Annotated in this window: 20 protein-coding genes; 8 read left to right on the forward strand and 12 right to left on the reverse strand. The window is 70.1% G+C overall.

The window, feature by feature from the left end:
- Nucleotides 1-162 precede the first annotated feature (162 nt).
- Nucleotides 163-1326, reverse strand: a complete 1164-nt coding sequence (locus QA802_RS35985) for an ATP-grasp domain-containing protein (RefSeq protein WP_334531783.1) — start codon at nt 1324-1326, stop codon at nt 163-165.
- A gap of 351 nt (nt 1327-1677) precedes the next feature.
- On the opposite strand from QA802_RS35985, the gene QA802_RS35990 reads away from it, so the two are divergent.
- Both QA802_RS35990 and QA802_RS35995 read left to right on the forward strand, forming a co-directional pair.
- On the forward strand, nt 1678-2538 hold the full coding sequence (locus QA802_RS35990) for a metallophosphoesterase family protein (RefSeq protein ID WP_319171634.1): 861 nt from the start codon (nt 1678-1680) through the stop codon (nt 2536-2538).
- Complete coding sequence (locus QA802_RS35995; protein ID WP_334531786.1) at nt 2535-3377, forward strand: 4'-phosphopantetheinyl transferase family protein; 843 nt, start codon at nt 2535-2537, stop codon at nt 3375-3377. Before QA802_RS35990 ends, QA802_RS35995 begins: the two co-directional genes overlap by 4 nt.
- Before the next feature lie 104 nt (nt 3378-3481).
- On the opposite strand, the gene QA802_RS36000 is transcribed toward QA802_RS35995, so the two are convergent.
- The 3 genes from QA802_RS36000 to QA802_RS36010 form a co-directional block, all read right to left on the reverse strand.
- Nucleotides 3482-3742: a hypothetical protein gene (locus QA802_RS36000; protein ID WP_334531788.1), complete on the reverse strand. Its 261-nt coding sequence runs from the start codon at nt 3740-3742 to the stop codon at nt 3482-3484.
- A gap of 329 nt (nt 3743-4071) precedes the next feature.
- Nucleotides 4072-4602, reverse strand: a complete 531-nt coding sequence (locus tag QA802_RS36005) for a toxin-antitoxin system, toxin component (RefSeq protein ID WP_334535095.1) — start codon at nt 4600-4602, stop codon at nt 4072-4074.
- Between the two features lie 32 nt (nt 4603-4634).
- Nucleotides 4635-5288 (reverse strand): helix-turn-helix domain-containing protein, encoded by a 654-nt coding sequence (locus QA802_RS36010; RefSeq protein WP_334531791.1) that lies wholly within the window; start codon nt 5286-5288, stop codon nt 4635-4637.
- Between the two features lie 241 nt (nt 5289-5529).
- On the opposite strand from QA802_RS36010, the gene QA802_RS36015 reads away from it, so the two are divergent.
- Nucleotides 5530-6198 (forward strand): MmyB family transcriptional regulator, encoded by a 669-nt coding sequence (locus tag QA802_RS36015; protein ID WP_334531794.1) that lies wholly within the window; start codon nt 5530-5532, stop codon nt 6196-6198.
- Nucleotides 6199-6345: 147 nt separating this feature from the next.
- On the opposite strand, the gene QA802_RS36020 is transcribed toward QA802_RS36015, so the two are convergent.
- The 5 genes from QA802_RS36020 to QA802_RS36040 all read right to left on the reverse strand — a co-directional run bounded on the left by QA802_RS36020 (nt 6346) and on the right by QA802_RS36040 (nt 12337).
- Entirely contained in the window at nt 6346-7284 is a 939-nt protein-coding gene (locus QA802_RS36020) for a PDR/VanB family oxidoreductase (protein WP_334531796.1), read from the reverse strand.
- Nucleotides 7277-7498: a hypothetical protein gene (locus QA802_RS36025; protein ID WP_334531798.1), complete on the reverse strand. Its 222-nt coding sequence runs from the start codon at nt 7496-7498 to the stop codon at nt 7277-7279. The genes QA802_RS36020 and QA802_RS36025 overlap by 8 nt, the downstream gene beginning before the upstream one ends.
- Nucleotides 7495-8562, reverse strand: coding sequence for an aromatic ring-hydroxylating dioxygenase subunit alpha (locus QA802_RS36030; RefSeq protein WP_334531801.1), 1068 nt, complete (start codon nt 8560-8562; stop codon nt 7495-7497). Before QA802_RS36030 ends, QA802_RS36025 begins: the two co-directional genes overlap by 4 nt.
- A gap of 235 nt (nt 8563-8797) precedes the next feature.
- The gene (locus QA802_RS36035) at nt 8798-10858 is read right to left on the reverse strand and encodes an RICIN domain-containing protein (protein WP_334531804.1); all 2061 of its coding nucleotides are present in this window, start codon (nt 10856-10858) and stop codon (nt 8798-8800) included.
- 414 nt (nt 10859-11272) lie between these two features.
- Entirely contained in the window at nt 11273-12337 is a 1065-nt protein-coding gene (locus tag QA802_RS36040) for a LacI family DNA-binding transcriptional regulator (RefSeq protein ID WP_334531807.1), read from the reverse strand.
- Nucleotides 12338-12874: 537 nt separating this feature from the next.
- Here QA802_RS36040 and QA802_RS36045 point away from each other — a divergent pair.
- Genes QA802_RS36045 through QA802_RS36060 form a run of 4 tightly spaced genes read left to right on the forward strand, consistent with a single transcriptional unit; the run spans nt 12875 to nt 18143 of the window.
- Nucleotides 12875-14158 (forward strand): ABC transporter substrate-binding protein, encoded by a 1284-nt coding sequence (locus QA802_RS36045; RefSeq protein ID WP_334531810.1) that lies wholly within the window; start codon nt 12875-12877, stop codon nt 14156-14158.
- Nucleotides 14155-15177, forward strand: coding sequence for a carbohydrate ABC transporter permease (locus QA802_RS36050; RefSeq protein WP_334531812.1), 1023 nt, complete (start codon nt 14155-14157; stop codon nt 15175-15177). Before QA802_RS36045 ends, QA802_RS36050 begins: the two co-directional genes overlap by 4 nt.
- Nucleotides 15174-16061: a carbohydrate ABC transporter permease gene (locus QA802_RS36055; protein WP_334531815.1), complete on the forward strand. Its 888-nt coding sequence runs from the start codon at nt 15174-15176 to the stop codon at nt 16059-16061. The genes QA802_RS36050 and QA802_RS36055 overlap by 4 nt, the downstream gene beginning before the upstream one ends.
- Before the next feature lie 45 nt (nt 16062-16106).
- Nucleotides 16107-18143: a beta-galactosidase gene (locus tag QA802_RS36060; protein ID WP_334531818.1), complete on the forward strand. Its 2037-nt coding sequence runs from the start codon at nt 16107-16109 to the stop codon at nt 18141-18143.
- Between the two features lie 206 nt (nt 18144-18349).
- On the opposite strand, the gene rhaS is transcribed toward QA802_RS36060, so the two are convergent.
- Nucleotides 18350-19450, reverse strand: a complete 1101-nt coding sequence (rhaS, locus tag QA802_RS36065) for a rhamnose ABC transporter substrate-binding protein (RefSeq protein WP_443042226.1) — start codon at nt 19448-19450, stop codon at nt 18350-18352.
- A gap of 711 nt (nt 19451-20161) precedes the next feature.
- On the opposite strand from rhaS, the gene QA802_RS36070 reads away from it, so the two are divergent.
- On the forward strand, nt 20162-20980 hold the full coding sequence (locus QA802_RS36070; protein WP_334531824.1) for an LURP-one-related family protein: 819 nt from the start codon (nt 20162-20164) through the stop codon (nt 20978-20980).
- A gap of 84 nt (nt 20981-21064) precedes the next feature.
- Here the strand turns inward: QA802_RS36070 and QA802_RS36075 are convergent, their stop codons facing one another.
- The gene (locus QA802_RS36075) at nt 21065-22060 is read right to left on the reverse strand and encodes a DMT family protein (protein ID WP_334531826.1); all 996 of its coding nucleotides are present in this window, start codon (nt 22058-22060) and stop codon (nt 21065-21067) included.
- Entirely contained in the window at nt 22057-22914 is an 858-nt protein-coding gene (locus tag QA802_RS36080) for a phosphatase PAP2 family protein (protein WP_334531828.1), read from the reverse strand. The genes QA802_RS36075 and QA802_RS36080 overlap by 4 nt, the downstream gene beginning before the upstream one ends.
- Nucleotides 22915-22957: the final 43 nt, after the last annotated feature.

Consider the following 22957-nt stretch of genomic DNA (forward strand, 5'->3'; position numbering starts at 1 on the left):
AGTGCAGGGAGTGCAGGGAGCACTCGGGAGTGCTGGGGATGCGCTGGGGTGTGTTGGGGTGCGTTGGGGTGCGCGACAAAATGGGTATGGAGCAATCCGCCCGTCAAGATGACGGGCGGATTGCTCCATACCGGTGAGCGGGTGTATCCGTTTCGGGTCTTTCTAGAGCGGCAGCGCCTGAGCCGCCGGTGTCGCCTGCGCCGCGGGTGCCGCCTCGACGGAGTCGGCCGGGGCGGGCACGGCCGGCAGCAGCGGCTCGGCTGCCACCTCGTCAAGCCGCGGGTGCGGCAGCGTCACCGCGCGCAGCGGCCGCGGCCCCGACACCACGGTGTAGTCCTGTCCCAGGAACGGCGGCACGATCTCGCCCGGATCCTCGCCGAGCGCCAACTGCACGGCGGCCCAGGGCGCGTTGATTCCGCACTGGGACAGCTGGTGCAGTCCGCCGGCCGGCCGGGTGTTGACGTCCATCAGGACCGGCCGGTCGCCGAACATGCGGAACTGGATGTTGGACAGGTAGTGCAGTCCGAAGCCCTCGGCGATCAGGCGCGCCGGCTCCAGCCACTGCTCGTGCAGGGTGAAGCCCCGTCGGCGGCCGTTCTTCGTCCGGCCGATGGCCATCCGCACGACGTTGTCCGGGCCGGTGAGGCAGTCCACGGACACCTCCGGCTGCTCCAGGCGCGGCATGACCAGCCAGTCGACCTGCTCGCCTTCCTCCTCGGCCTGCTTCAGCACCTCGACCACCGCGTCGAGTTGGACGTACGGGCTCGGGAAGCCGGAGAGGTGCGCCAGCGAGAAGGGCGCCCGGGTGATCATCCGGAAGCCGACCCCGCCTGCGCCGGACGCCGGCTTGAAGCACGGCTTGTGCCCCGCGTCCTCCAACTCCTCGACGGCGGCCACGAGTTCGTCCGCCGACCGGATCCGGTACCACGGCGGCACGGGCACGCCGATCGCCTGCACGGCCTCGTACGCGATCACCTTGTCGTGGAAGACGGCGACGGCCTCCGGCGGCGGCGCCAGCAGCGCGGTGCCGACCGCCTCGAACTCGGCGCGGTGCGCCACGATCGCCGTCTGGTGCAGCCGGGGCACGAACACGTCGATGCCGCGGCGCCTGCACTGGGCCAGCGCGTACTCGACGTAAGCGGCCGGGGAGAGTCCCTCCGGCTCGAGTTCGGCGGTGTCGGCGGCGGCCAGCACGGGGGAGTCGGCGTCACCGTGCGTGGCATGGATCTCGACGGCGCGGTCGCTGGGATTTCGTCGCAGCTGATCCGTGAAGAACACGTTCTCCGCGTACGTGCGGTTGAGCCAGACGCGTACGCGAGAGACCATGCGAGGCCGCCTTTCACGGTTCGCGGGCAGGGCGAAGCAGGCCCGGCCCGGGCAGGGGGAATGGTGGGTCACCAAACCGCCCTGCGGAAGGGACGTCCATGGCGGTGGTGTTGGGGCGATCATACGGCTTCCCGGGGGTGCCGCGTGCAACGCGGGTGTCACGGAATCGCCGATCTTGTTCCCGTGTGGCGCCCCGTCCGGTAATGGGGCGCTCCGGCGCAGGTGAGGGCCGGTGCAGGCCTCACGACCGGCGTGATTTGACCTTGTACCGGTGCCGCGAATGTGTTCTCGTGGGCACACTGGTGTGTGCATATGGATACGGAGCGTGGGGCTTGTGAGCGGGGGTGCGAAGTGACGTCGACGGCCGCTGCCGCCGGGCGACTCCTGGCCGTCAGTGATCTGCATATCGGCTACGCGGAGAACCGGGCCCTCGTCGAGGCCATGGTCCCGGAGACGGACGAGGACTGGCTGCTCGTCGCCGGCGACGTCTCGGAGAGCACAGCCGACATCCGCTGGGCGCTGAAGACCCTCGCGAGCCGCTTCCGCAAGGTCGTCTGGGTCCCCGGCAACCACGAGCTGTGGACGCACCCCACGGACCCGGTCACCCTGCGCGGGGTCGCCCGCTACGAGTACCTGGTGGAGCTCTGCCGCGACCTGGGGGTGACCAGCCCCGAGGATCCCTACCCGGTATGGGAGGGCCCCGGCGGCCCGGTCGTCGTCGCCCCGCTGTTCCTGTTGTACGACTACACGTTCCTGCCGGCCGGGTGTACGACCAAGGAGGAGGGGCTGACCTACGCGGAGGGCACGGGCATCGTCTGCAACGACGAGTACCTGCTGCACCCCGACCCGTATCCGAGCCGCGAGGCGTGGTGCCGGGCCCGGGTCGCCGAGACCGAGCGGCGGCTCGCCGAGATCCCCGACGGCATGCCCGTCGTCCCCGTCAACCACTACCCCCTGCACCGGCACCCGATGGACGTGCTGTGGCATCCCGAGTTCGCCATGTGGTGCGGCACCGGGCTCACGGCCGACTGGCACCGCAGGTTCCGGATCGAGACCATGGTCTACGGTCACCTCCACATCCCGCGGACGACCTGGCACGAGGGCGTCCGCTTCGAGGAGGTGTCGGTGGGCTACCCCCGCGAATGGCGCAAGCGGCCGCAGCCGCCGGGCCGCCTGCGGCGCATCCTGCCCCGGGAGGCGGAGGCTTCGTGATCGAGGAACTGTTGCCCGCGTCCGTGGTGGCGGTGGAGGCGTTCGGCGAGGAAGGCGTCCGCGAGTTCGGGGACACGCCGCTGTACCCGCAGGAGGAGGCGCTGCTGACGCGGGCGGTCGACAAGCGGCGCCGCGAGTTCACCGTCGTCCGCGGCTGCGCCCGGCGCGCCATGGAGAAGCTGGGAGTGCCCGCCCGGCCCGTGCTGCCCGGCGAACGCGGCGCGCCGGGCTGGCCGGACGGTGTCACGGGCAGCATGACGCACTGCGCGGACTACTCCGCGGCGGCCCTGGTGCGGGCCGCGGACCTGGCCTCGCTCGGTGTCGACGCCGAACCCCACGGGCCGCTGCCCGAGGGAGTGCTGTGCGCCATAGCCCTGCCCGAGGAGGCGGCGCGGCTCGAGCGGCGGGCCGCGGACCGTCCCGAGGTGCACTGGGACCGGCTCCTGTTCAGCGCCAAGGAGTCCGTCTACAAGGCGTGGTTCCCCCTCACCCGTATGTGGCTGGACTTCAGCGAGGCCGACATCGACCTCTGGACCGACGACAACCGGACAGCCGACGTCAAGATCCCAACCCGCGTCAAGAACCCAGCCGACGCCAAGAGCCCGGCCGACGACGGCCGCCCGGCCGACCTCGGCCGCGCCGTCGACGACGGTCGGACAGCCGGCGTCGACCCCCCAGCCGTCACCGCCGGGCCGGGGACGCGTGCGCAGGGTGGGTTCCGGGCCCGGCTGCTGGTCCCCGGGCCGGTGGTCGGCGGGCGTCGGGTCGAGCACTTCCACGGCCGCTGGACCGTACAGCGCGGGCTGCTGGCCACGGCGGTGACGGTGCCGCACGCCTGAGGCGGCCGCCCGCACTCACCTGCCGGGGCACCAGCCGTCGTCGTCTGCCGGGCCCAGCGGTCGCCTGCCGGGGCGTCGGCCGTCGTCTGTCGGGTCCCCGGCGGTCATCTGCCGGGGCACCAGCTGTGCAGCAGTCGGAAGAACTCCTCCTCGTTGCCGGCCAGTCCCGCGTCGGCCAGTGCCTGCTCGGCCTCCGCCAGGACGGCGGGCGGCACCACCGGGGGCAGCCGGTCGTGGGACGGCCGGCACGTGCCGACGAGCCCACCGCCCTCCTCGTCGCCGAAGGCGGCCCGCACGGTGTGCAGCAGCCGGAGGTAGGCCTGGACGGCGGTGCGTTCGCGGTCGGTCAGTACGGCAGTGGGCATCGGTCGGCTCTCCCCGTGTCGGCGTCGTCGTCTGCCACGCGCCCCCACGGCGCGTACGCCACCGTGCGGCGGCGCACCCACCAGCTTGCCGCCCACCACTGACAATCCGGCTGTCCTCCACGTCGGTTCGCCCGCTCGGCGCAGGCCGGCCTTGCGGGACTCCGTGCGAAGAACGGCGCCCGAGCTGCGTAAAGGGCCGTGACGCGCTGTCGGCGCTGTCGGCCCTGTCGGTGCCGTCGACGGCTCGGCGGCCCGGATCGGGACGGGGCGGCGTCAAGAGCCGTCACCTCACGAACGCGCCGGATGCGCGGCCCCCGACGGCGCCACTGTCAGTTCTGCGGCCCCAGGTACCCGAGAGACGTCCCGATACGGCCGGCCAGGTGGTCCCGCTGACCGCGGCCCCGGGGGGACGAACCCGGTAGCCAGGCACGGCACTTGCTGGCCAGCAGCAGGCCGAAGCTCTCGGCCTGCCGCTCGTCGGCCAGGTCGAAACGGGTGCGCGCCGCCACGCTGCGGACCGTCGCCCGCAGGTCCGCCCCGTCGCTGAGTAAACGTGCCGCGACCGTGGCGCCTTCGACGTGATGGCTGCAGTGCCCCGCCTTCATGTGCCACAGCTCGTGTCCCAGGATCACCAACTGGTGGTCGGGGGCGGTGCGTTCCTCGATGACGACGAGATCCTGGTCCGCCATGTCGAGCCACAGCCCGCTGGCGGTGTCCGCGGGGAAGGGGGCCATCCGGAAGTGCACGGGGCGGCCGCGCCGTCTGCTCATCCCGTCGCACAGGGCGGCGTACAGGTCGGCAGGCGGGGCGGGGGCCGGGAGGGTCAGCTCCGAGACCAGTTCGCCGCTGAGCCGGCGCATTTCCTTCGCGATGCTCACACTTCTCCCCCGGATCACGACTCGGGCCGCTTCACGCTCTCCAGGAGCATGTCCAGCCACTCGGCGACCTTGTCGCGGTGCTGGTCGGTGGGCAGCTGGGCGGCCCGCCACGCTATCCCGCGCACACCGTGGTCCTGCAGCAGCCGCTCCAGCGGGTCCTCGGCGGCCGCGGCCGCCTCCCGCGCCGCGAGCTTCTGCAGCAGCTCCTGTTCGGTGTGCTGCAACGCCCCCGCGAGGGCCTCGGGGTCCTCCGCCGTGAGGAAGCCCGCGTGCACGCGGAAGAAGCGCTGCAGAGCGTCGCAGTGCTCCATCGTGGGGCGCCGGTCGCCGTTGATGAGGGCGCCCGCCTGCTGGCGCGACATGCCCGCACCGTCGGCGATCTCCTGCTGGGTGTACTTGCGGCCGTTCGGCTTGAGCCGCGTACGGCGCAACAGGTCCAGGCGTTGCAGGAAGCGGGCCTGCACATCGGGCTCGCCGGCGGGCCGGCCGCTCAACAGGGCCCTGACCACGGGCTCGGGGACACCGGAGGCGACGGACAGCCGCCCGGTGGCGAAGACCTCCGCGTGCGCCACGCCGAGCCGGTCGGCGAGCGCGGCGACACGGGCGACGACGGCCGACAGCAGCACCGTCGCGGCGGTGCCCGGAACCTCGAAGCCATCCTCCGCCACCGACAGGTCTCCTAGGTCTCGCATGTCCCTCTCACCGGCACACGCTCATCGGCACAGACGGTCGCCGTGAACTTGTGGAGAGTAGCGGGTTCTTCGAACTCACATCCAGGTCTCGCCACAACTGTGGCCAATTTCAGCCGTCAACGAGCATGGAATGCCACGATAGTTGACATGTATGCGCCTCGGCAGCAGGATCGGGGCGCCGCGTGAAGGCCGCAGAGGCAAGAGGGGTGACCTCCCGATGGCATATCAGGCAGGTGGGCAGCGGTCCGTACCGCGGCCCGTCCCCGAAGGGCCCGAGGCCCAGGCGTATCTGCAGGACTGCGCCGTCTATCTGGAGGCCGTCCCCTTCCCGTCCGTCGTGGTCGACCACCGGTGGGACGTGGTGCAGTCCAACGCTGCTTTCGCGTCACTTTTCCGCGCGGTGGGCCCGCATCCGACAGCCCTGCCGGGCGACAACTTCCTGCGTTTCGTGCTCTTCCATCCCGACGCGCCGTCGGTGCTCGGCGACCACGAAGCCGGCTGGTGCCTGCCGATGCTCGCGCGTTTCGCGGCGGCCGTGGAGCGGCACGGTCACGACCACGGGCTGCTGGCGATCCGTCGTGAGATCGCCCAGGACCCGATCATGGAGGCCGCCTACCGGTACGGCCTGCCGCACTGGATCCGCGCGGTCGGCGAAGGAGCGGTGGAGCACGACGGGGCGGTCCGCCCGGTGCTGCATCCCGACCCGCGCTGGGGCGCCACGGACTGCCGCATCGTCGAGGACACCCCGAGGACCCTGCGGGACATGGGGTACACGCGGCTGACGATGGTGCTGCGCGAGGCGCGTCCCGCTCCCGCCGCACGCAGGACGCGCGCCGGGCGCCGCGCCGCGAGTCACCTCAGCGTGGTGCCGGCCGCGGAGGCCTGAGGCCCCCGGGCCGTCGGCGTCCCGCGGGTCGCCGGCACGTTCTGCGGGTCGCAGGTACGTCCCGGCGGTCGCGGTACGTCCCGCAGGACGCCGGTACGTCCCGTGGGACGCCGGTACGTCCCGTGGGACGCCGGTAGGTCCCGTGGGTCACAGGTCGAGGACCAGCTTCCTGCCCCGGCACCGGGACACACAGATCATCATGGTCTCCCCGGCCTCCCGCTCCTCGGCGGTCAGCACCGAGTCGCGGTGCTCCGGCACCCCCTCCAGCACATCGGTCTCACAGGTGCCGCAGGTGCCCTCGGTGCAGGAGAAGAGCACCTCGACGCCGGCCGCGCGCACCGTGTCCAGCACGGACACGCCCGGCGCGACCGTCACCGTACGGCCGCTCTGCGCGAGTTCGACCTCGAACTCCGCGTCCGTGCCGACGGGCTGCTCCCTGGCCTGGAACCGCTCGACATGCAGCGCACCGGCCGGGCAGCGCTCCTCCACCGCGTCCAGCAGCGGACCGGGGCCGCAGCAGTAGACGAGGGCGTCCTCGGGCAGCTCGTCGAGCACCGAGCCGAGGTCCAGCAGGCCGCTCTCGTCCTGGGGCGCGACCGTGACCCGCTCGCCGTACCGCGCCAACTCGCGTGTGAACGCCATGGAGTCACGGGTGCGGCCGCCGTACAGCAGGGTCCACTCGGCGCCCGCCGCCTCGGCGGCCGCCAGCATCGGCAGGACGGGCGTGATCCCGATGCCGCCCGCGATGAACCGGTAACGGGCCGCCGGGCGCAGGGCGAAGTGGTTGCGCGGACCGCGCACCCGGAGCTTGTCGCCCTCCCTCACCTCCTCGTGCACATGGGCCGACCCGCCCCGTCCGGCCGGCTCGCGCAGCACCGCTATCCGCCAGGCGCTCCTGTCGGCCGGGTCGCCGCAGAGCGAGTACTGCCGCTCCAGGTCCGGCCCGAGGACCACGTCGACGTGGGCGCCGGGCTCCCAGGCCGCGAGCGGCTCGCCCAAAGGGTGGCGCAGGGTGAGGGCGAGCACCCCGTCGGCCGCGAACTCACGCCGTTCGACGACGAGTTCGGCTTCGTGGACTTCACTCATGAGGTGCTCCCTTCTGCGGCTCGGTTTCGTGCGGTGCGTGCCCGTGCGGTGCGTGCCCGTGCGGTTCGTGGCCGTCCGGATGGGCCAGCATCCACTCCCACATCCGCACCGGGTCCTGCTCGGTGTGCTGGGCTCCGCAGTGGCAGGTGCCGTGCAGGATGTCGGTGCCCGGCAGCCAGTCGACGCGGTAGACCTCGCCGGTGGGGCTGCTCACAGGACCCGCTCCACCGGCTTGTCGCCCTCCTCCACCAGCCGGGCGAGGATGCGGCGGGCGGCGAGACCACCGGTGTCGATGTTGATGCTCAGCTCCTGGTAGCCGGACCGCTCCGAACCCAGCGTCCGCTGCAGGAGGTTCAGGGCGTCGACGTCCTGCATGACCACAGTGTGGTTGTTGCCGCGCAGGAACTCGGTGACCTCGTCGTCGTCCGTCGCCCAGTCCCGCGAGACCATCCAGAAGTCGTACACCTTGCCGTCGGCGGACGGGGTGATCGCGTACGTGATCTCGGTGTGGAACCCGTTCGGGTCGCTCCCGTCGGCCTCCGGCAGCACGCCCACCGGCGCGATGCGGCTGTGCAGCAGATACAGGCACGGCGCGTGGTACTCGATGTCCTGCCACCGGGTGATCCGGCCCTCGATGCCGGTCGAACGGGCGTAGAAGGGCGGGCACTCGGCGTCGTCCATGTGCCGGCTCACCCGGACGATCCCGGCACCCTCGTCGACCTCGGTGGTGATCGGCGTCTCGGCGACCTCGGGCGTGCCGATGTAACCGCCGTGCAGATACGTCTCGTGGGACAGGTCGAGGAGGTTGTCGACGAGCAGCCCGTAGTCCGCGTCGATCGGTTCCATGCCGCGCACGGTCGTCCAGCCGGGAGCGTCGAGGTGGCGGGCGCGCGGGATGGTCTGCGGGTCGGCGAGCGCAGGGTCGCCGATCCAGACCCACACCAGGGAGTCCTGCTCGACGACCGGGTAGGCGGTGACCCGGGCGGTACGCGGGATGCGCTTCTGCCCGGGCACGTACACACACGCGCCGGTGGTGTCGTAGGTGAAGCCGTGGTACCCGCACACGATGCGGTCGCCGTCCAGCCGGCTCTCGGAGAGCGGGAACCGGCGGTGCACACACCGGTCGTGCAGCGCGACGGGCGTGCCGTCCTCCTCGGTCCGGTAGAAGACCAGCGGCTCCCCGAGGATCGTCCGCCCGAGCAGCTCCTCGCGTCCGACCTCGTGACTGTAGGCGGCGACGTACCACTGGTTCCTGGCGAAGGCGGTCATGTGAGGCATGGGGTCCCCGTCCCTGTCGGCGGGGCGCCGTCGCCCCGCGTGCCGTGTTGGACTCAGGGTCCTGACGACGGCGACCGCTGGGCAAGGTGGCTTCTGCCAGACGGAAGTACTTTCATGAAAGGGCTGGTCAGAGCATGCACTTTGTCTGTCGATGATGTACGGATCGGGCCTTGCCCGGTGAGGCGCGGGAACCGTTTCGCCGGCGGTTCCCGCGCCTGGTCATGACACAGAGCTGTCAGTTGATCCGGACGATCTTCCAGAGCTGGTCGTCGAGGTTGGCGCTGCCCCACTGGACGACGGCTGCGCCGTTGGCGGTGGAGGACTGGGCGACGCCGGCGACGAGGGCGCTGTTCACGTTCTGGAGCTTGTAGTAGCCGCCGCCCGCGTCGGTGAGGGCCCACTTCTGGGAGCCGGCGCCGGAGGCGGTGTTCTGGACGACGGCCGCGCCCGCGGCACTGGAGGAGTTCTTGATGTCGAGGTTGAGGTTGCTGTTGGCGTTCTTGATGGTCCAGGCGCCGCTGCCGGCGGACTGGAAGGTGAAGAGCTGGCAGACACAGGCCGTGTTCTGCCACTGGTTGGCGGCGGTGCCGGCGGTGGTGGAGCCGGCCGGGATGTCGAGGTGCTTGCCGCTGTTCTTGTTCACCAGAACGTACTGACCGGTGCCGAGGGGCGGCAGAGCGGTCTGGGTGAAGTTCCAGCGCTGGCAGTCGCAGCTGGTGCCGCTCCACTGGACGGCCGTGGTGCCGATGGCGGTGGAGGCGTTCGGAATCTCCAGGTACTTGCCTGTCACACGGTTGGTGACGGTGTAGCCGCCGGCCTGGTGCGGGGCGACGGCCCACTCGTGGTCGAGGGTGCCGTTGTCGTCCCACTGGAGGATCCGGGCGCCGTTGGCGGTGGACTGGTTCTCGACGCCGAGGACCTTGCCGCTCGCGACATTGAAGATCTTGAAGTAGCCGGAGGACTGCTGCACGAAGCGCCACTGCTGGTCGGTGGCGTCGGTGGTGTTCTGCTGGGTCGCGGTCGTGCCGTTGGTGGTGGAACCGCCCGCGATGGTGAGCTTCAGATCACTGTTCGAGTTGGACAGGGTGTAGGTGGCACCGTCCGAGATGCCGTCGCCCAGGTCGACGACGCTGTACGTCACCGAGTTGACGCCGGTGCTGCGCGCGCGTCCCCCGCTGAGCACCATCAGGCTGTGGCCGTCGGCCAGCGGGAGCATGCCCCGGCTGTACCCGCCGGCGACGTTGGAGCGCATACGGGTCCAGGCGTTCGCGGCCCCGTTCTCCGTGTTGACGAACAGGTCGTCCTGGCTCTCGCCGCTGAGGACGAGGGTGCCGTTCGGGCCGCCTGCGGGCAGCCAGGTGATGAAGGGCGCCCCGCTCGGGATGACGCCGTCGGTGGACCTCAGCACGCGGCCGGTGACGGAGCCGAAGTCCTCCGGGTCGGCGGAGATCTTGTAGTAGACGGAGCACCTGCCCTCGGGGGCGTTGCAGTACTCGTAGCTCATCACGTAGTTGCCGTTGGGCAGCCGGGTGACCACGGGCATGCCGGGCCGGTCCGCGTAGGTGGGCATCGACACGTCGTCCACGACCGGGCCCCAGTTGCGCAGGTCCGTGGAGACCTGGTGCACGATCTCCTGGCCGTGGTCGGTGTCGCGCTGGTCGGAGTAGTAGACGATGAGCCGGTCGCCGGAGAGCACGAAGTAGGGCTCCCAGACCGGGGTGAAGCCGTTGGTGGAGAACGCCGGGCCGCCGGTGGCGATGTTGGTGACGAAGTCCCAGCTCTGACCGCGGTCGGTGCTGGCGTACAGGTCGATCTTGCTGCCGCCCCACCGGTCGTACGGCACCGAGTCGCCGGCGGCGAGGATCGTCCCGGCGGGGAAGCCGCCCATGGCCTGGGGGAGTTCGAACAGCTCGGGCTCCCAGCGCATGCCCCAGCCGTTCTGGGTGTCGGCGACCTCGGAGAGCTTCGTCCAGGAGACGCCGTTGTCGGTGCTGCGGTAGATCGGGAAGACGGGCATGTCCACGCGGTACTGCTCGAACGTGGCGAGAAGGGTGCCGTTGGCCGAGCCGTTGTGCTGCAGGCGCATCGCCCGCGGGTAGAAGCTCCCGGGGGAGAGCGCGTCGGACGGCGGGGTGTAGAGCGTCTGGGCCGGGCGGGAGAGGGCGTCCGCCCTGCCCGCGGCGGGCAGGACCAGCGTCGCTGCCGCGACGGCCAGGGCCAGCAGCAGGAACAGGAGAGCGGAGGGGACGGAACGCGGGGCGGCGCCGGGTCTGGCGCCTGGCTGTGCGGGGAACATGTGCGGCTCCGATGGCGGGACGGGGTTTCCTTCTGCGGTCCGCCGCCCCAGGACGATCAGGTGGGGGCGGCGGGGTTCAGGGGCGGGTCGGCCGACGGGAGGGCGGGACGACAGCGCGACAAAAGGCGTGGTCGGGATCCGCGTGACGGCTCCCGGCGGGCCTGCGGTGACCGGCCGGGCGGTGCCGCCGGTACAGCCGACGCCCGCTGGGGCAGATGCGGGGTGACGGCCGTTGTGCGCGGGGACGGACGCGGGGTGACGGTTGTTGTGCGCGGGCTGCCGCGGTGCGTGCGGCGGCATCCCGCGTCGGCCAAGGGCTCAGTGCTCAGTGCAGGGCCCAGGGCCCAGTGCCCAGTGCTCAGGGCTCAGGGCTCAGGGCTCAGGGCTCTGGGCTCAGTGCTCAGGGCTCCGGGCTCAGGTGGTGCGCAGACGGCTGTGGCCCTTGTGGGCCGGCGGCGGTGCGGTCGAGCCACGGACGACGAGTTCGACCGGTGGGTCGCTCGCCGGCGGCAGTTCCCCGTCCGGTTTCTCGATGGCGTGCACGAGCAGGCGGATGCCTTCCCGCGCCGCGGCGTCGAAGGGCTGGCGCACGGTGGTCAGCGGCGGAGAGACATAGGCGAAGACCGGGTTGCCGTCGAACCCGACGACGCTGATCTCGTCCGGCACCCGACGCCCTGCTTCACGCAGGCCGTGGATCAGGCCGATGGCCATCTCGTCACCCGCCGCGAACACCGCGGTCACCGAGCTGTCCGAGGCCAGCTCGCGACCCGCCGCGTACCCGGAGGCGGCCGACCAGTCACCGTTGAGCAGAGGCGGTTCGTGCGCGCCACGTGCCGCCAGTGCCGCCCGCCATCCCTCGATACGGTCCTTGGTGGCGTACCAGCGGCGCGGGCCGGCGAGGTGATGGACGGTCGGGTGCCCCAGATCCAGCAGATGCTCGGTGGCCGCCCGCGCCAGCTCGTGTGCGCCCACACCCACGGTCACGGTGCGGGCGGCCGTGAAGGCCGGCGGCGCCCCCAGGAAGAGGACGGGGACGTCGACCCGGACGCCGACGTCCCCCTCCACGATGGGTTCGGAGACGACGACGCCGTCCACGCCCTGCTCGAGCAGCGACTCCAGAGCGCCGGCGATGCCTGCCGGGTCTCCGTCCGGCGTGTTGATCACGCGGAGCGCGTAACCCGCGTCGCGCACGGCCCGCTCGATGTGTACGAGCAGTGAAGCGGTGCCGTACCCGGCGGTGCCCAGGGCGACCACGCCGATGGAACCGGTGCGCCCGGAGGCCAGGGTCCTGGCCGCCTGGTTCAGCCGGTAGCCGAGTTCCTCAGCGGCCGCGAGGACCTTTGTGCGGGCCTCCTCGGAGACATACGGCTCGTTGTTGAGGACCCGGGACACCGTCTTGCGCGACACCCCGGCCAGGCGGGCCACGTCCGCGCTGCGCGGCACAGCGGAGCCCTCGCCCTGTCCCACCACTGCTGCCATGAAGTCTCCTGACGGCTGTGCGTCTGCATCGAAGGAGGTCAACTGTATGACCACGCGGTCTGATCACGCGGTCTGACCGCGTGGTCATGTCTACGTAGCCGACAGCTGTTCGTCAAGGGCTCCCGCCATATCGATTCCGATGGGCGGCGACGGATCCGATGGCGGGCGGCTGGTCTGCGACGGGTTGCGCAGCCACCTTGAGAAGGTCGCCTCTGGCGGGTATACGTGCAGGTCAGAAGGCGGAAGCTCACTTGCAGGACCGCTCGCGGAAGGAGGGCTTCGCTGCCGTCCGACGATAGGACGGCCGCCTTGGAGGCATGTTCGGTCGGCCCTGAGTCCAGGTCGGAGGGGCTTGACAGCGACTCCTCGGAGCGTTCAGTCTTCCTCGCAGCCGCCGGTCGGATTTGTTCGATCGTGTTGAGTTCTTGGTCGCGTGGACGACCGCTTCCCCCGTCACACCCCCTTGGGCCGACGTGCCACCCGGGCACGTCGCTCTCTTCAGGAGCCGAAATGCACTCTTCCTCCCTCGGTCGGCCCATGCCTGCCGCCAGTCGCCGCACCGTCCTGCGCGGTATCGGTGGCGCAGCCGTCCTCGGCACCGGCATACCGCTGCTCAGTGCCTGCGGCGGCAGCGGTACGGCTGCCGACCCGAAGACCGTCAGCCTCGGTTCGAACGCGTCGGACGCGGTGCCGAAGAAGGCGTTCGCGGAGATCTACGCGGCGTTCACGAAGCAGTCCGGGATCACGGTCGACGTGAACACCAAGGACCACAACACGTTCCAGGAGCAGATCAACTCCTACCTCCAGGGCACCCCGGACGACGTGTTCAACTGGTTCGCCGGCTACCGCATGCAGTTCTTCGCGGCCAAGGGCCTGGCCTCCCCGGTCGACGACGTGTGGCAGAAGATCGGCGGCAACTTCCCCGACGCGATGAAGGCGCTCAGCAAGGGCGCGGACGGCAAGTACTACTTCGTGCCGATCTCCACGTCCATCTGGGGGGTCTTCTACCGCAAGAGCGTCTTCCAGCAGCACGGCTACGAAGTCCCCACCACCTGGGACCAACTCGTCGCCCTGTGCAAGCAGATGAAGAAGGACGGCCTCGTCCCGCTCGCCTTCGGCGACAAGGACGCCTGGCCCGCGCTCGGCACCTTCGACCAGATCAACTTCCGCACCAACGGCTACGACTTCCACGTCGAGCTCATGGCCGGCAAGGCGTCCTGGACCGACGCCAAGGTCCGCAAGACCTTCGACAACTGGGCCGAGATCCTCCCTTACCACCAGGAGGGCGCCGTCGGCCGCACCTGGCAGGACGCGGCCCAGACGCTGATCTCGAAGAAGGCGGGCATGTACCTGTTCGGCAGCTTCGTGGCACAGCAGTTCACGAACAAGGCCGACCTGGACGACCTCGACTTCTTCGCCTTCCCGGAGATCGACTCCGCGTACGGCCAGGACACCGTCGAGGCGCCCACCGACGGCTTCATGCTCTCCAAGGCCCCGAAGAACAAGGCCGGCGCACTCAAGCTCCTGGAGTTCCTGGGCAGCCCGGAGGCCGAGCAGATCTACCTGAAGTCCGACCCGAGCCTGGTCGCGGCGTCCAACAAGGCCGACACCTCCTCGTACACCGCGCTGCAGAAGAAGGCGTACGCGACGATCGCCGGCGCCAAGCACCTCACCCAGTTCATGGACCGCGACAGCCGGCCGGACTTCACCTCCACGGTGATGCAGCCCGCCCTGCAGAAGTTCGTCCGCGACCCCAAGGGCGTCGACAGCCTGCTGGCGTCGATCGAGCGCCAGAAGAAGACGATCTTCGCGTCCGCATGACCGTCACAGCGAAGACCGGTACCGGGACCGGCGCCACCAGCACCCCGGGGACGGCCGCAGTGCCGCCCCCGGGCCACCCGGACAACGTGACCTCCGGTCAGGCCGAGCGGTTGCGGGCGCCCTTGGGTCACCGACGGCTGCTCACCCGACGGGACCGCCTCACGCTCGGCCTGATGGCCGGGGTGCCGACGATTCTGCACGTCCTGCTCGTCTGGCTCACGGCGCTCGCCTCGATCGCGCTTGCCTTCACCACCTGGGACGGCATCGGCTTCGACGCCATCAAATGGGTCGGGCTGCAGAACTTCCGTGAACTGTTCACCAGCAACCCGCAGTTCTGGCCCGCCGTCGAGCACAACGTGACCTGGTTCGTCGTGCTCATCCTGATACCGACTCCGCTCGGCCTGTTCCTGGCCGTGCAGCTCGACAAGAACATCCGGTTCAGCAAGGTGTACCAGACCGCGTTCTTCCTGCCCGTCGTGCTGTCGATGGCGGTCATCGGGTTCGTCTGGCAACTGGTCTACAACCCGGACACCGGCCTGATCAACAGCCTGATCGGCGCCAACAAGCCCGGCCACTACATCGACTGGATCGGCGACCCGGACCTCAACCTGTGGTCCGTCCTCATCGCCGCGTCGTGGCGCCATACCGGCTACATGATGATCCTTTACCTGGCGGGCCTGAAGGGCGTCGATCCGGCCCTGCGGGAGGCGTCCTCGCTGGACGGCGCGAACGAGTGGCAGACGTTCAAGAACGTCATCTTCCCCACCCTGCGGCCCACCAACACCGTCGTCCTGGTAGTGACGATCATCGAGGCGCTGCGCGCCTTCGACCTGGTCTTCGTCTTCAACAAGGGCGCCGAGGGGACGGAACTGCTGTCGATCCTGGTGACCAACAACATCATCGGCGAGTCCAGCCGCATCGGTTACGGCTCCGCGATCGCCGTCGTCCTGCTGGTCATCTCTCTCGCGGTCATCATCCCGTACCTGATCGCGACCTTCCGGAAGGAGCGGCGCGCATGAGCACCGTGAGCGCGCTCGCAAAGCAGCGCACCCCCGTCCGCCCAGCCCGGATCCTGCTGCACGTCTTCCTCGCCGGATGCGCCCTGGCCTGGCTCGCGCCCCTGTTGTGGGCGATGTACGCGGCGATGCGGCCGTACGCCGAGACCAGCGCCAAGGGCTACGTCTCCTGGCCCGACGAACTGAGCCTCGACAACTTCACGAACGCGTTCGAGCAGTCGGACATGCTGCACTACTTCGGGAACACGCTGCTCATCGCGGTCCCGGCGGTGCTGCTGACGCTGTTCCTGTCGTCGATGGTCGCCTTCTACGTCAGCCGCTTCGACTTTCGGGTCAACCTGTTCCTGCTGCTCGTGTTCACGGCCGGCAACCTGCTCCCGCAGCAGGTCATCATCACCCCGCTGTACCGCCTGTACCTGCTGATCGACCTGCCCGGCATCACCATGAGCGGCAAGCTGTACGACTCGGCGCTGGGCCTGGTGCTGATCCACGTGGCGTTCCAGTCCGGCTTCTGCGCCTTCGTGCTGGCCAACTACATGCGCTCGCTGCCGCACGAGCTGACCGAGGCCGCCCTCGTCGACGGGGCCTCCGTGTGGCGCCTGTACTGGCAGATCGTGCTGCCCCTGTGCAAGCCCGCGATGGCGGCCCTGGCCACGTTGCTGTCCATCTGGATCTACAACGACTTCTTCTGGGCCCTCGTCCTGATCTCCACCGGCGAGAACATGCCGATCACCTCGGCGCTGAACAACCTCTCCGGCCAGTACTTCACCGACCCCAACCTCGTCGCTGCCGGCGCCCTGCTCACCGCGATCCCCACCCTGATCGTGTACTTCGTGCTCCAGCGGCAGTTCGTCAGCGGCCTCACCCTGGGCGCCAACAAGGGCTGACCCCCCTCACGTCACCTGTCTCTGCTATCTCCCGGAGCACCACCAGTGAGCACCGCACGCCGTCTTCGCATTCCCGGCATCGCCTACGGCGGTGACTACAACCCCGAGCAGTGGCCCGAGGAGGTGTGGGCCCAGGACATGGCCCTGATGCGCGAGGCCGGGGTCACCATGGTCAGCGTCGGCATCTTCTCCTGGGCCCTGCTCGAGCCGTCCGAAGGCGTCTACGACTTCTCCCGCATGGACAAGATCCTGGATCTGCTCCACGAGAACGGCATCGCCGCCGACCTCGCCACCCCCACAGCCGCCCCGCCCGCCTGGTTCTTCCGCGCCCACCCCGAGGCGCTGCCGGTGGACCGCGACGGGCGCACGCTGTCGTACGGCAGCCGCCAGACGTTCTGCCCGTCCAGCCCCGCCTACCGCACCGCGGCGCTGCGCATCGCGGGCGCCCTCGCCGAGCGCTACGCCGACCACCCGGCCGTGACGATGTGGCACGTCCACAACGAGTACGGCTGCCACAACGCCGAATGCTTCTGCGACACCAGCGCCGCCGCCTTCCGTCCCTGGCTGAAGGCGAAGTACGGCAACGACCTGAACGCGCTCAACGACGCCTGGGGCACCGCCTTCTGGAGCCAGTGGTACTACGACTGGGAGGAGATCATCCCGCCCCGCGCCACCGGCGCCGACCCCAACCCCGCGCACCGGCTGGACTGGCGCCGCTTCTGCTCGGACGAACTGCTCTCGCTGTTCACCGCCGAGCGCGACGTGCTCCGCCGCGCCGCCCCGGACATCCCCGCCACCACCAACTTCATGGTGATGCACAACTTCGACGCCATGGACTACTGGCGCTGGGCCCCCGAGCTGGACATCGTCTCCAACGACCACTACCTGCTCTCCACCGACCCGGAGTCGGAGACCGACGTCGCTCTCTGCGGCGACCTGGTCCGCTCCCTGGCCGGCGGACAGCCCTGGCTGCTCATGGAACACTCCACCGGAGCCATCAACTGGCAGCCCGTCAACCGGGCCAAGAACCCCGGCGAGATGCGCCGCAACGCGCTCGCCCACGTCGCGCACGGCGCCGACGGCATCGCCTACTTCCAGTGGCGCGCCGCGAAGGCGGGGGCCGAGCAGTGGCACTCGGCGATGCTGCCCCACGCGGGCACCGACAGCCGGATCTGGCAGGACGTCGTCCAGCTCGGAGCCGATCTGCGCGCCCTCGCCGAAGTCCGCGGCAGCACCAGCCCCGCCCGGGTCGCCGTCGTCTGGGACTGGAACGCCCGCTGGGCCGTGGAACTGCCCTCCCAGCCCAGCGGTGAACTCCGCTTCCAGGACCTGGTGAGGGACTGGTACACCCCGCTGTGGAGGGCCGGCGTGGCGGTCGACTTCGTACGTCCCGACAGCCCCGACCTCGACCGCTACCGGCTCGTACTCGCCCCCAGTCTGTACCTGGTCGACGAAGCGGGAGCGACCAACCTGGCGGCGTTCGTCGAGCACGGCGGCACCCTCGCCGTGGGCTTCCACAGCGGTGCGGTGGACGAGAACTGCCACGCACGCCTGGGTGGTTACCCGGGCGCCTTCCGGGAACTCCTCGGAGTGCGCGGCGACGAGTTGTTCCCCCTGCTGCCCGGCGTCCAGGTCGGCCTGACCGGACAGGTCCCGCGGGACGCGACCGCCGACCTGTGGACCGAACGCCTCCGGCTCGCCGGGGCGGAGGCCGTCGCCACGTACGCGGACGGACCGCTGGCGGGCGTCCCGGCCATCACCCGCCACGCGTACGGCAGCGGCACCGCCTGGTACCTCGCCACCCACCCCGACCCCGCCACCCTGGCCGCCGTCCTGGAGCGCATCGTTGAGGAGGCCGGAGTGCGCCCAGAGCACGGCGTGCCGGCCGGCGTCGAGGCGGTGAGGCGGCGGGGCGCGGACGCCGACTACCTCTTCCTGATCGACCACGCCGGCCACGGCGCCGAGATCCCCGCCGAAGGGATCGAACTCCTCACCGGCAAACCGGTCGTGGGCTCCGTCACCGTCCCCGAAGGAGGCGTCGCCGTCGTCCGCGAACCGATGACCGAACCGAGTGGCGGGTGAGGTAGCCGGGGTTGCTCTTCCCCGGGTCGCGGTAGCGGATCGAGCGAACGCCTCCGGCGAGTTGGCGAAGGGGCTCGAACTCGGCGCCCCCACGACCGCGGTGCTCATGAGCAAGGCCCGCGACTGCCCGGCCTCCGCCACCCGCGACAAGGCGGTCCGCCGACGCCGTCGGCGGGCCGTCAAGGAAGATCGAGGCTAGAAAAGAGCTAGAAATTGTATTTGTTGATGTTTTTGCTGGTGAATGCGATCGGATCGCCCAGGTTGACAACGCCATTTTTTCCGAGCACGAAGAGCTGTCCGTTCATGGCCCTGAACCCTTGCCCTTCCCGCCCTGTGATCTGGCCCGAGGCAAGGGACTCCGCAGTCCACGCCGCGAGTTTACCGAGTTCGGTGGGATCCCAGAGCTCAAAACTTTCGACAGTACCGTCCTCGACGTATTCCCGCATGCTGTTGGGTGTTCCCATACCTGTCAGCTTGACCTTGCCCTTGCGGGGCGATTGTGACAGGTACTGAGCGGCAGCGCTGATGCCGACAGACGTCGGAGCGATGATCGCCTTGAGCTTCGGATACTCCTTGAGGAGACTCCCGGTGAGCCGATAGGACTTATCGGCATTGTCGTCGCCGTAGGCGACGGTGACCAGTTTGATGTCTGAGTAACGCGGGTCGGTGTCGAGGTCTTCCTTCATGAACTCGATCCAGTTGTTCTGGTTCGTCGCACTCTTGGAAGCGCTGAGAATCGCTATGTCTCCCTTGTAGTCGATCTGCTGCGCCAGCGACAGGACCAGCGGAAAGGTCAACTGATCCGGGTCGGCAGGCGAGACGAAGGCGTTCCGACACTCGGGCCGCGTGTCGGAGTCGTACGTGACCACCGGGATGCCCTTGTCCATCGCGCGCTTGAGCGCGCCGCAAAGAGAATCAGGGTCCTGCGCGGAGACAACTATGGCATCAACTCCCTCGTCGGTGAGTTGCTTGATGTATTTCACCTGCCCCTCAATGTCGGTACTCTCAGAAGTGCCGACCTCCTTGTATGTCGAGCTGAGCTTCTCGACGACTGCTCTGCCACCGTCGCCTGCAGCCGCAAAATAGAGATTCCCTCCCAGCTGCTTCGGTACGAAGGCGATCGTCATCCCCTTCTTTACGGGATCCAGTGGATAACCTCTCCTTGCGGTAGTGGGGTTTGTCGGCACGGCGCTCTTGGGATCTTTGTTCTCGCTTCCGCACGCCGTGGTGAGAAGGCCGGTGAGAAGCGTGAGCGGGACAATGGCGGCCAGCGCCGATACGGTACGGCGCGTCATGGGGTTGTTCAAAACACTTCTCTTTCCTCGGTTCGGGGAAGTGGTGCCGCACGAGCAGCCTCCCCGGCATTCCTGGCGGCTGCGGGCATCAGGAACGAGACTCCTGGCTTGACACCTGGGAGGGTTTGGATCAAGGGGTGACTCCTCAAGAGCTGAGGAGCTCGGGGCGTTGAGACCTTCGATGCCGGCACGCAGAGCCGATGGGTCGGCTCTCCCCGGCTCGACTCACGGCGAGGCAGAAAGGCGCTCGCTCGACGCGGTCTCCAGCCCTGGGCGGCACTGGCCTCGGACGGGCGAGGCGCAGACTCCGTGGGTGCTAGCCCAGGTTGCCGATGCAGCCGGACATGCCCGGTCGCTGAGCGGGGGCGACACGGAAGGGCTCGCGGTCTGACGGAGTGCCGGGACGGCTCGTTCCCACCGGCCCAGGCCTGCCCGCCCCGACCGATTGAATGCTTTCAACGTGCATAAATCGGGACCTTAAAGGCCTCCTCTTAGACCGTCAACCACCTGTACTGTCTGAATTTTCCGTCAAATTCGGGCCGAATGCTGCCATATGAATCGATTCAATCCAGCCGGAGTGCCCCCTGCTGCCGCCGTGCATGCGCTTCCTTCTGTCTCGCATTCGGCGGTGAGTGCGCGGGCCGGTGGTCGCGGTGAATGCGCGAGGACTGCCGGATCGTGGGGGCTGGTCGGGTCCCGGTTGGCGCGGGGTAGTGTGCCCCGGTGAACACGCATTCGAACACGCCTGCAGGCTGGTATCCCGATCCGCACGGAGCGGCCCAGACCCTGCGCTACTGGGACGGCGCCCAGTGGACCGAGCAGACCCACGCCGAGGGCAAGGGCGGGCCCGCCCCGCAGATACCGCAGCAGGCGGGGCCCGACGCCCGGGTCCAGCGCCAGGTGCAGCAGCAGGCCGGGGTAGCGCCGAGCGGTCCCGGCGGCGGCTCCATGTTCAGCGAGCCCGTGCTGGTGGTGAACCAGAAGGCGAAGCTGATCGAACTCACCAACGAGTACAAGGTGATGGACCAGCAGGGCAACCAGCTCGGCTCGGTCGTCCAGGTCGGCCAGAGCGCTCTGCGCAAGATCCTGCGTTTCGTCGCGAGCATCGACCAGTACCTGACGCAGCGGCTGGAGATCCGTGACGCGCACGGCCAGCCGGTGCTGCTGCTGACCCGCCCGGCGAAGATCTTCAAGTCGCGGGTGCTGGTGACCCGTCCCGACGGGCAGCCGGTCGGCGAGATCGTCCAGCAGAACGTCTTCGGGAAGATCAACTTCGCGATCAACGCGGACGGCCGGCAGGTCGGCGCCATCAAGGCGGAGAACTGGCGGGCGTGGAACTTCGCGATCGTCGACCACGCGGAAAACGAGGTCGCCCGGATCACCAAGACCTGGGAAGGCCTCGCCAAGACGATGTTCACCACCGCGGACAACTACGTCCTGCAGATCCACTACCAGCTGCCCGAGCCGCTGCTGAGCCTCGTCGTCGCGACGGCCCTGACCGTGGACACCGCGCTCAAGCAGGACGCCCGCGGTCTGGGCTGACCGTCTCCGCGGACGCGCGCGGTCGCGGCTCGCATCCTCCGCGCACGGGTGGCACGTTCCCGGAAGGTGCCACCCGGCCGCGCGTCACAGCGGGGTGAGGTGTTCCGGGCCGGTCGTGGGCCAGGGGAGCAGCGCCGGTTCGGCGGACGCAGTCTCCGGACTCAGCGCCAGCACCGCCGCCACCGGGTGTTCCTCGTCCGTTACGGACTCCGTGACGGACTTTGTGACGGACTCAGCGGCAGACTCGGTGACGGACGCCGGTTGTGGCGCGGCGTGTGACAGCAGTACCACGCCCCGTCCCGCGAGCCCGGCTCCCGCGAGGGCGAGGAGCAGTCCCGCGAGCCCGCCCTGGAGCCGTTCGCCGAGGAGTGCGAGGCCGATCGCCGCGGCGGCCACCGGGTTGGCCAGCGTCACCATCGCCAGCGGGGCGCCGAGGCCGCCGCGGTAGGCCGTCTGCGACAGCAGCAGTCCGCCCGTCGCGAAGGCCGCGACCAGCAGCGCCACTCCGACCACCTGCATGCTCGCAAGCGCGCCCGAGCGGTCCGTCGCGGCCACCGTCACGGTCTGGGTGAGGGCCGAGGCGACGCCCGAGGCGAAGCCGGACGCCGTCGCGTGCCGCAGCCCCGGACGGGCGCCGCGCCGGGCCAGCAGCCCGATCAGCGCGGCGGTGGCCCCTGCCACGGCCACCGCCTCGGGGCCGCTCAGGACGTCTTCCGGGGCCGACCCCGAGGCTGTGACCAGGATCGCGGCCAGGCCGGCCAGGGTGAGGGCGGTGCCCCGCCACTCGGCGGCGCTCACCCGGCGTCCCGCGACCCGGGCGCCCATCGGCACCGCCGCCACCAGGGTGAGCGCGCCGAGCGGCTGCACCACGGTGAGCGGGCCGTACTTCAGGGCCACGACGTGCAGCAGCGCGGCGCCGGCGTTCAGTCCCACCGAGCACCACCAGGCCCCGTTGCCGAGCAGGCGGGCCAGGCCGGAGCCGGGGTGCCGGGAGGCGAGCCGTTCCTGGGCGACCGCGGCGGCCGCGTACGCGACGGCCGAGAACAGGGAGAGGACGACGGCGACCAGGGCGGCGTTCATCGGCCCGCTCCGACCGGTGCCGGCCGCTCGGCCGGGACGAGGACGAGGGCGCGCGCGTCGCGTCCGGCTTCGGCGGCCGCTGAGGCCGTGCCCGCAGCGCCGGCAGAGCCCCCGGTGCCCGCTGCGCCCGCCGCGCGACGGGGCGGCGGAACCAGGGCGAGCGCCACACCCAGTAGGGCGGCCGCGGCGATCGCGTCGAGCCAGTAGTGGTTCGCCGTGCCCACGATCACCAGCAGGGTGAGCAGCGGGTGCAGCAGCCACAGCCACCGCCACCGTGACCGGGTGGCGACGATCAGGCCGATCGCCACCATCAGCGCCCAGCCGAAGTGCAGCGAGGGCATCGCCGCGAACTGGTTCGACAGGTGATCCGTCTGCGGCGGGCCGTAGACGGACGGTCCGTACACGCGCGCGGTGTCCACCAGGCCCGTCGCCGCCAGCATGCGCGGCGGGGCGAGCGGGAACGCCAGATGCAGCAGCAGGGCGGCGGCGGTCACCGCGGCCAGTACCCGCCGCGACCACGTGTAGTGCGCCGGGCGCCGCAGGTACAGCCAGACCAGGAAGGCCAGGGTGGCCGGGAAGTGCACGGTCGCGTAGTAGGCGTTGGCGGCTTCGGCCAGGCCGTCGCCGTGCAGCAGCAGGGACTGCACGGTGCCCTCGCCGGGCAGGTGCAGCCACCGCTCGGCGTGCCACACGTCCCGGGCGTCGCGGAAGGCCTCGCCGGTGTGACCCGCGGCCAGTTGCCGGCCGAGTTTGTAGACGGCGAAGAGACCTGCGACGAGCAGGAGCTCACGGACTACGGGCGGCCTCGCCGGTGTGGCCGGCTCCGCTTCTGCAGGCTCGGTGCGGGCATTCATCCCCCGGCCCCTTCGCTGACGGTGGTGCGTGTGAGGTGGTGCA

It is taken from the genome of Streptomyces sp. B21-105, from assembly GCF_036898465.1.
Taxonomy (GTDB): Bacteria; Actinomycetota; Actinomycetes; order Streptomycetales; family Streptomycetaceae; genus Streptomyces.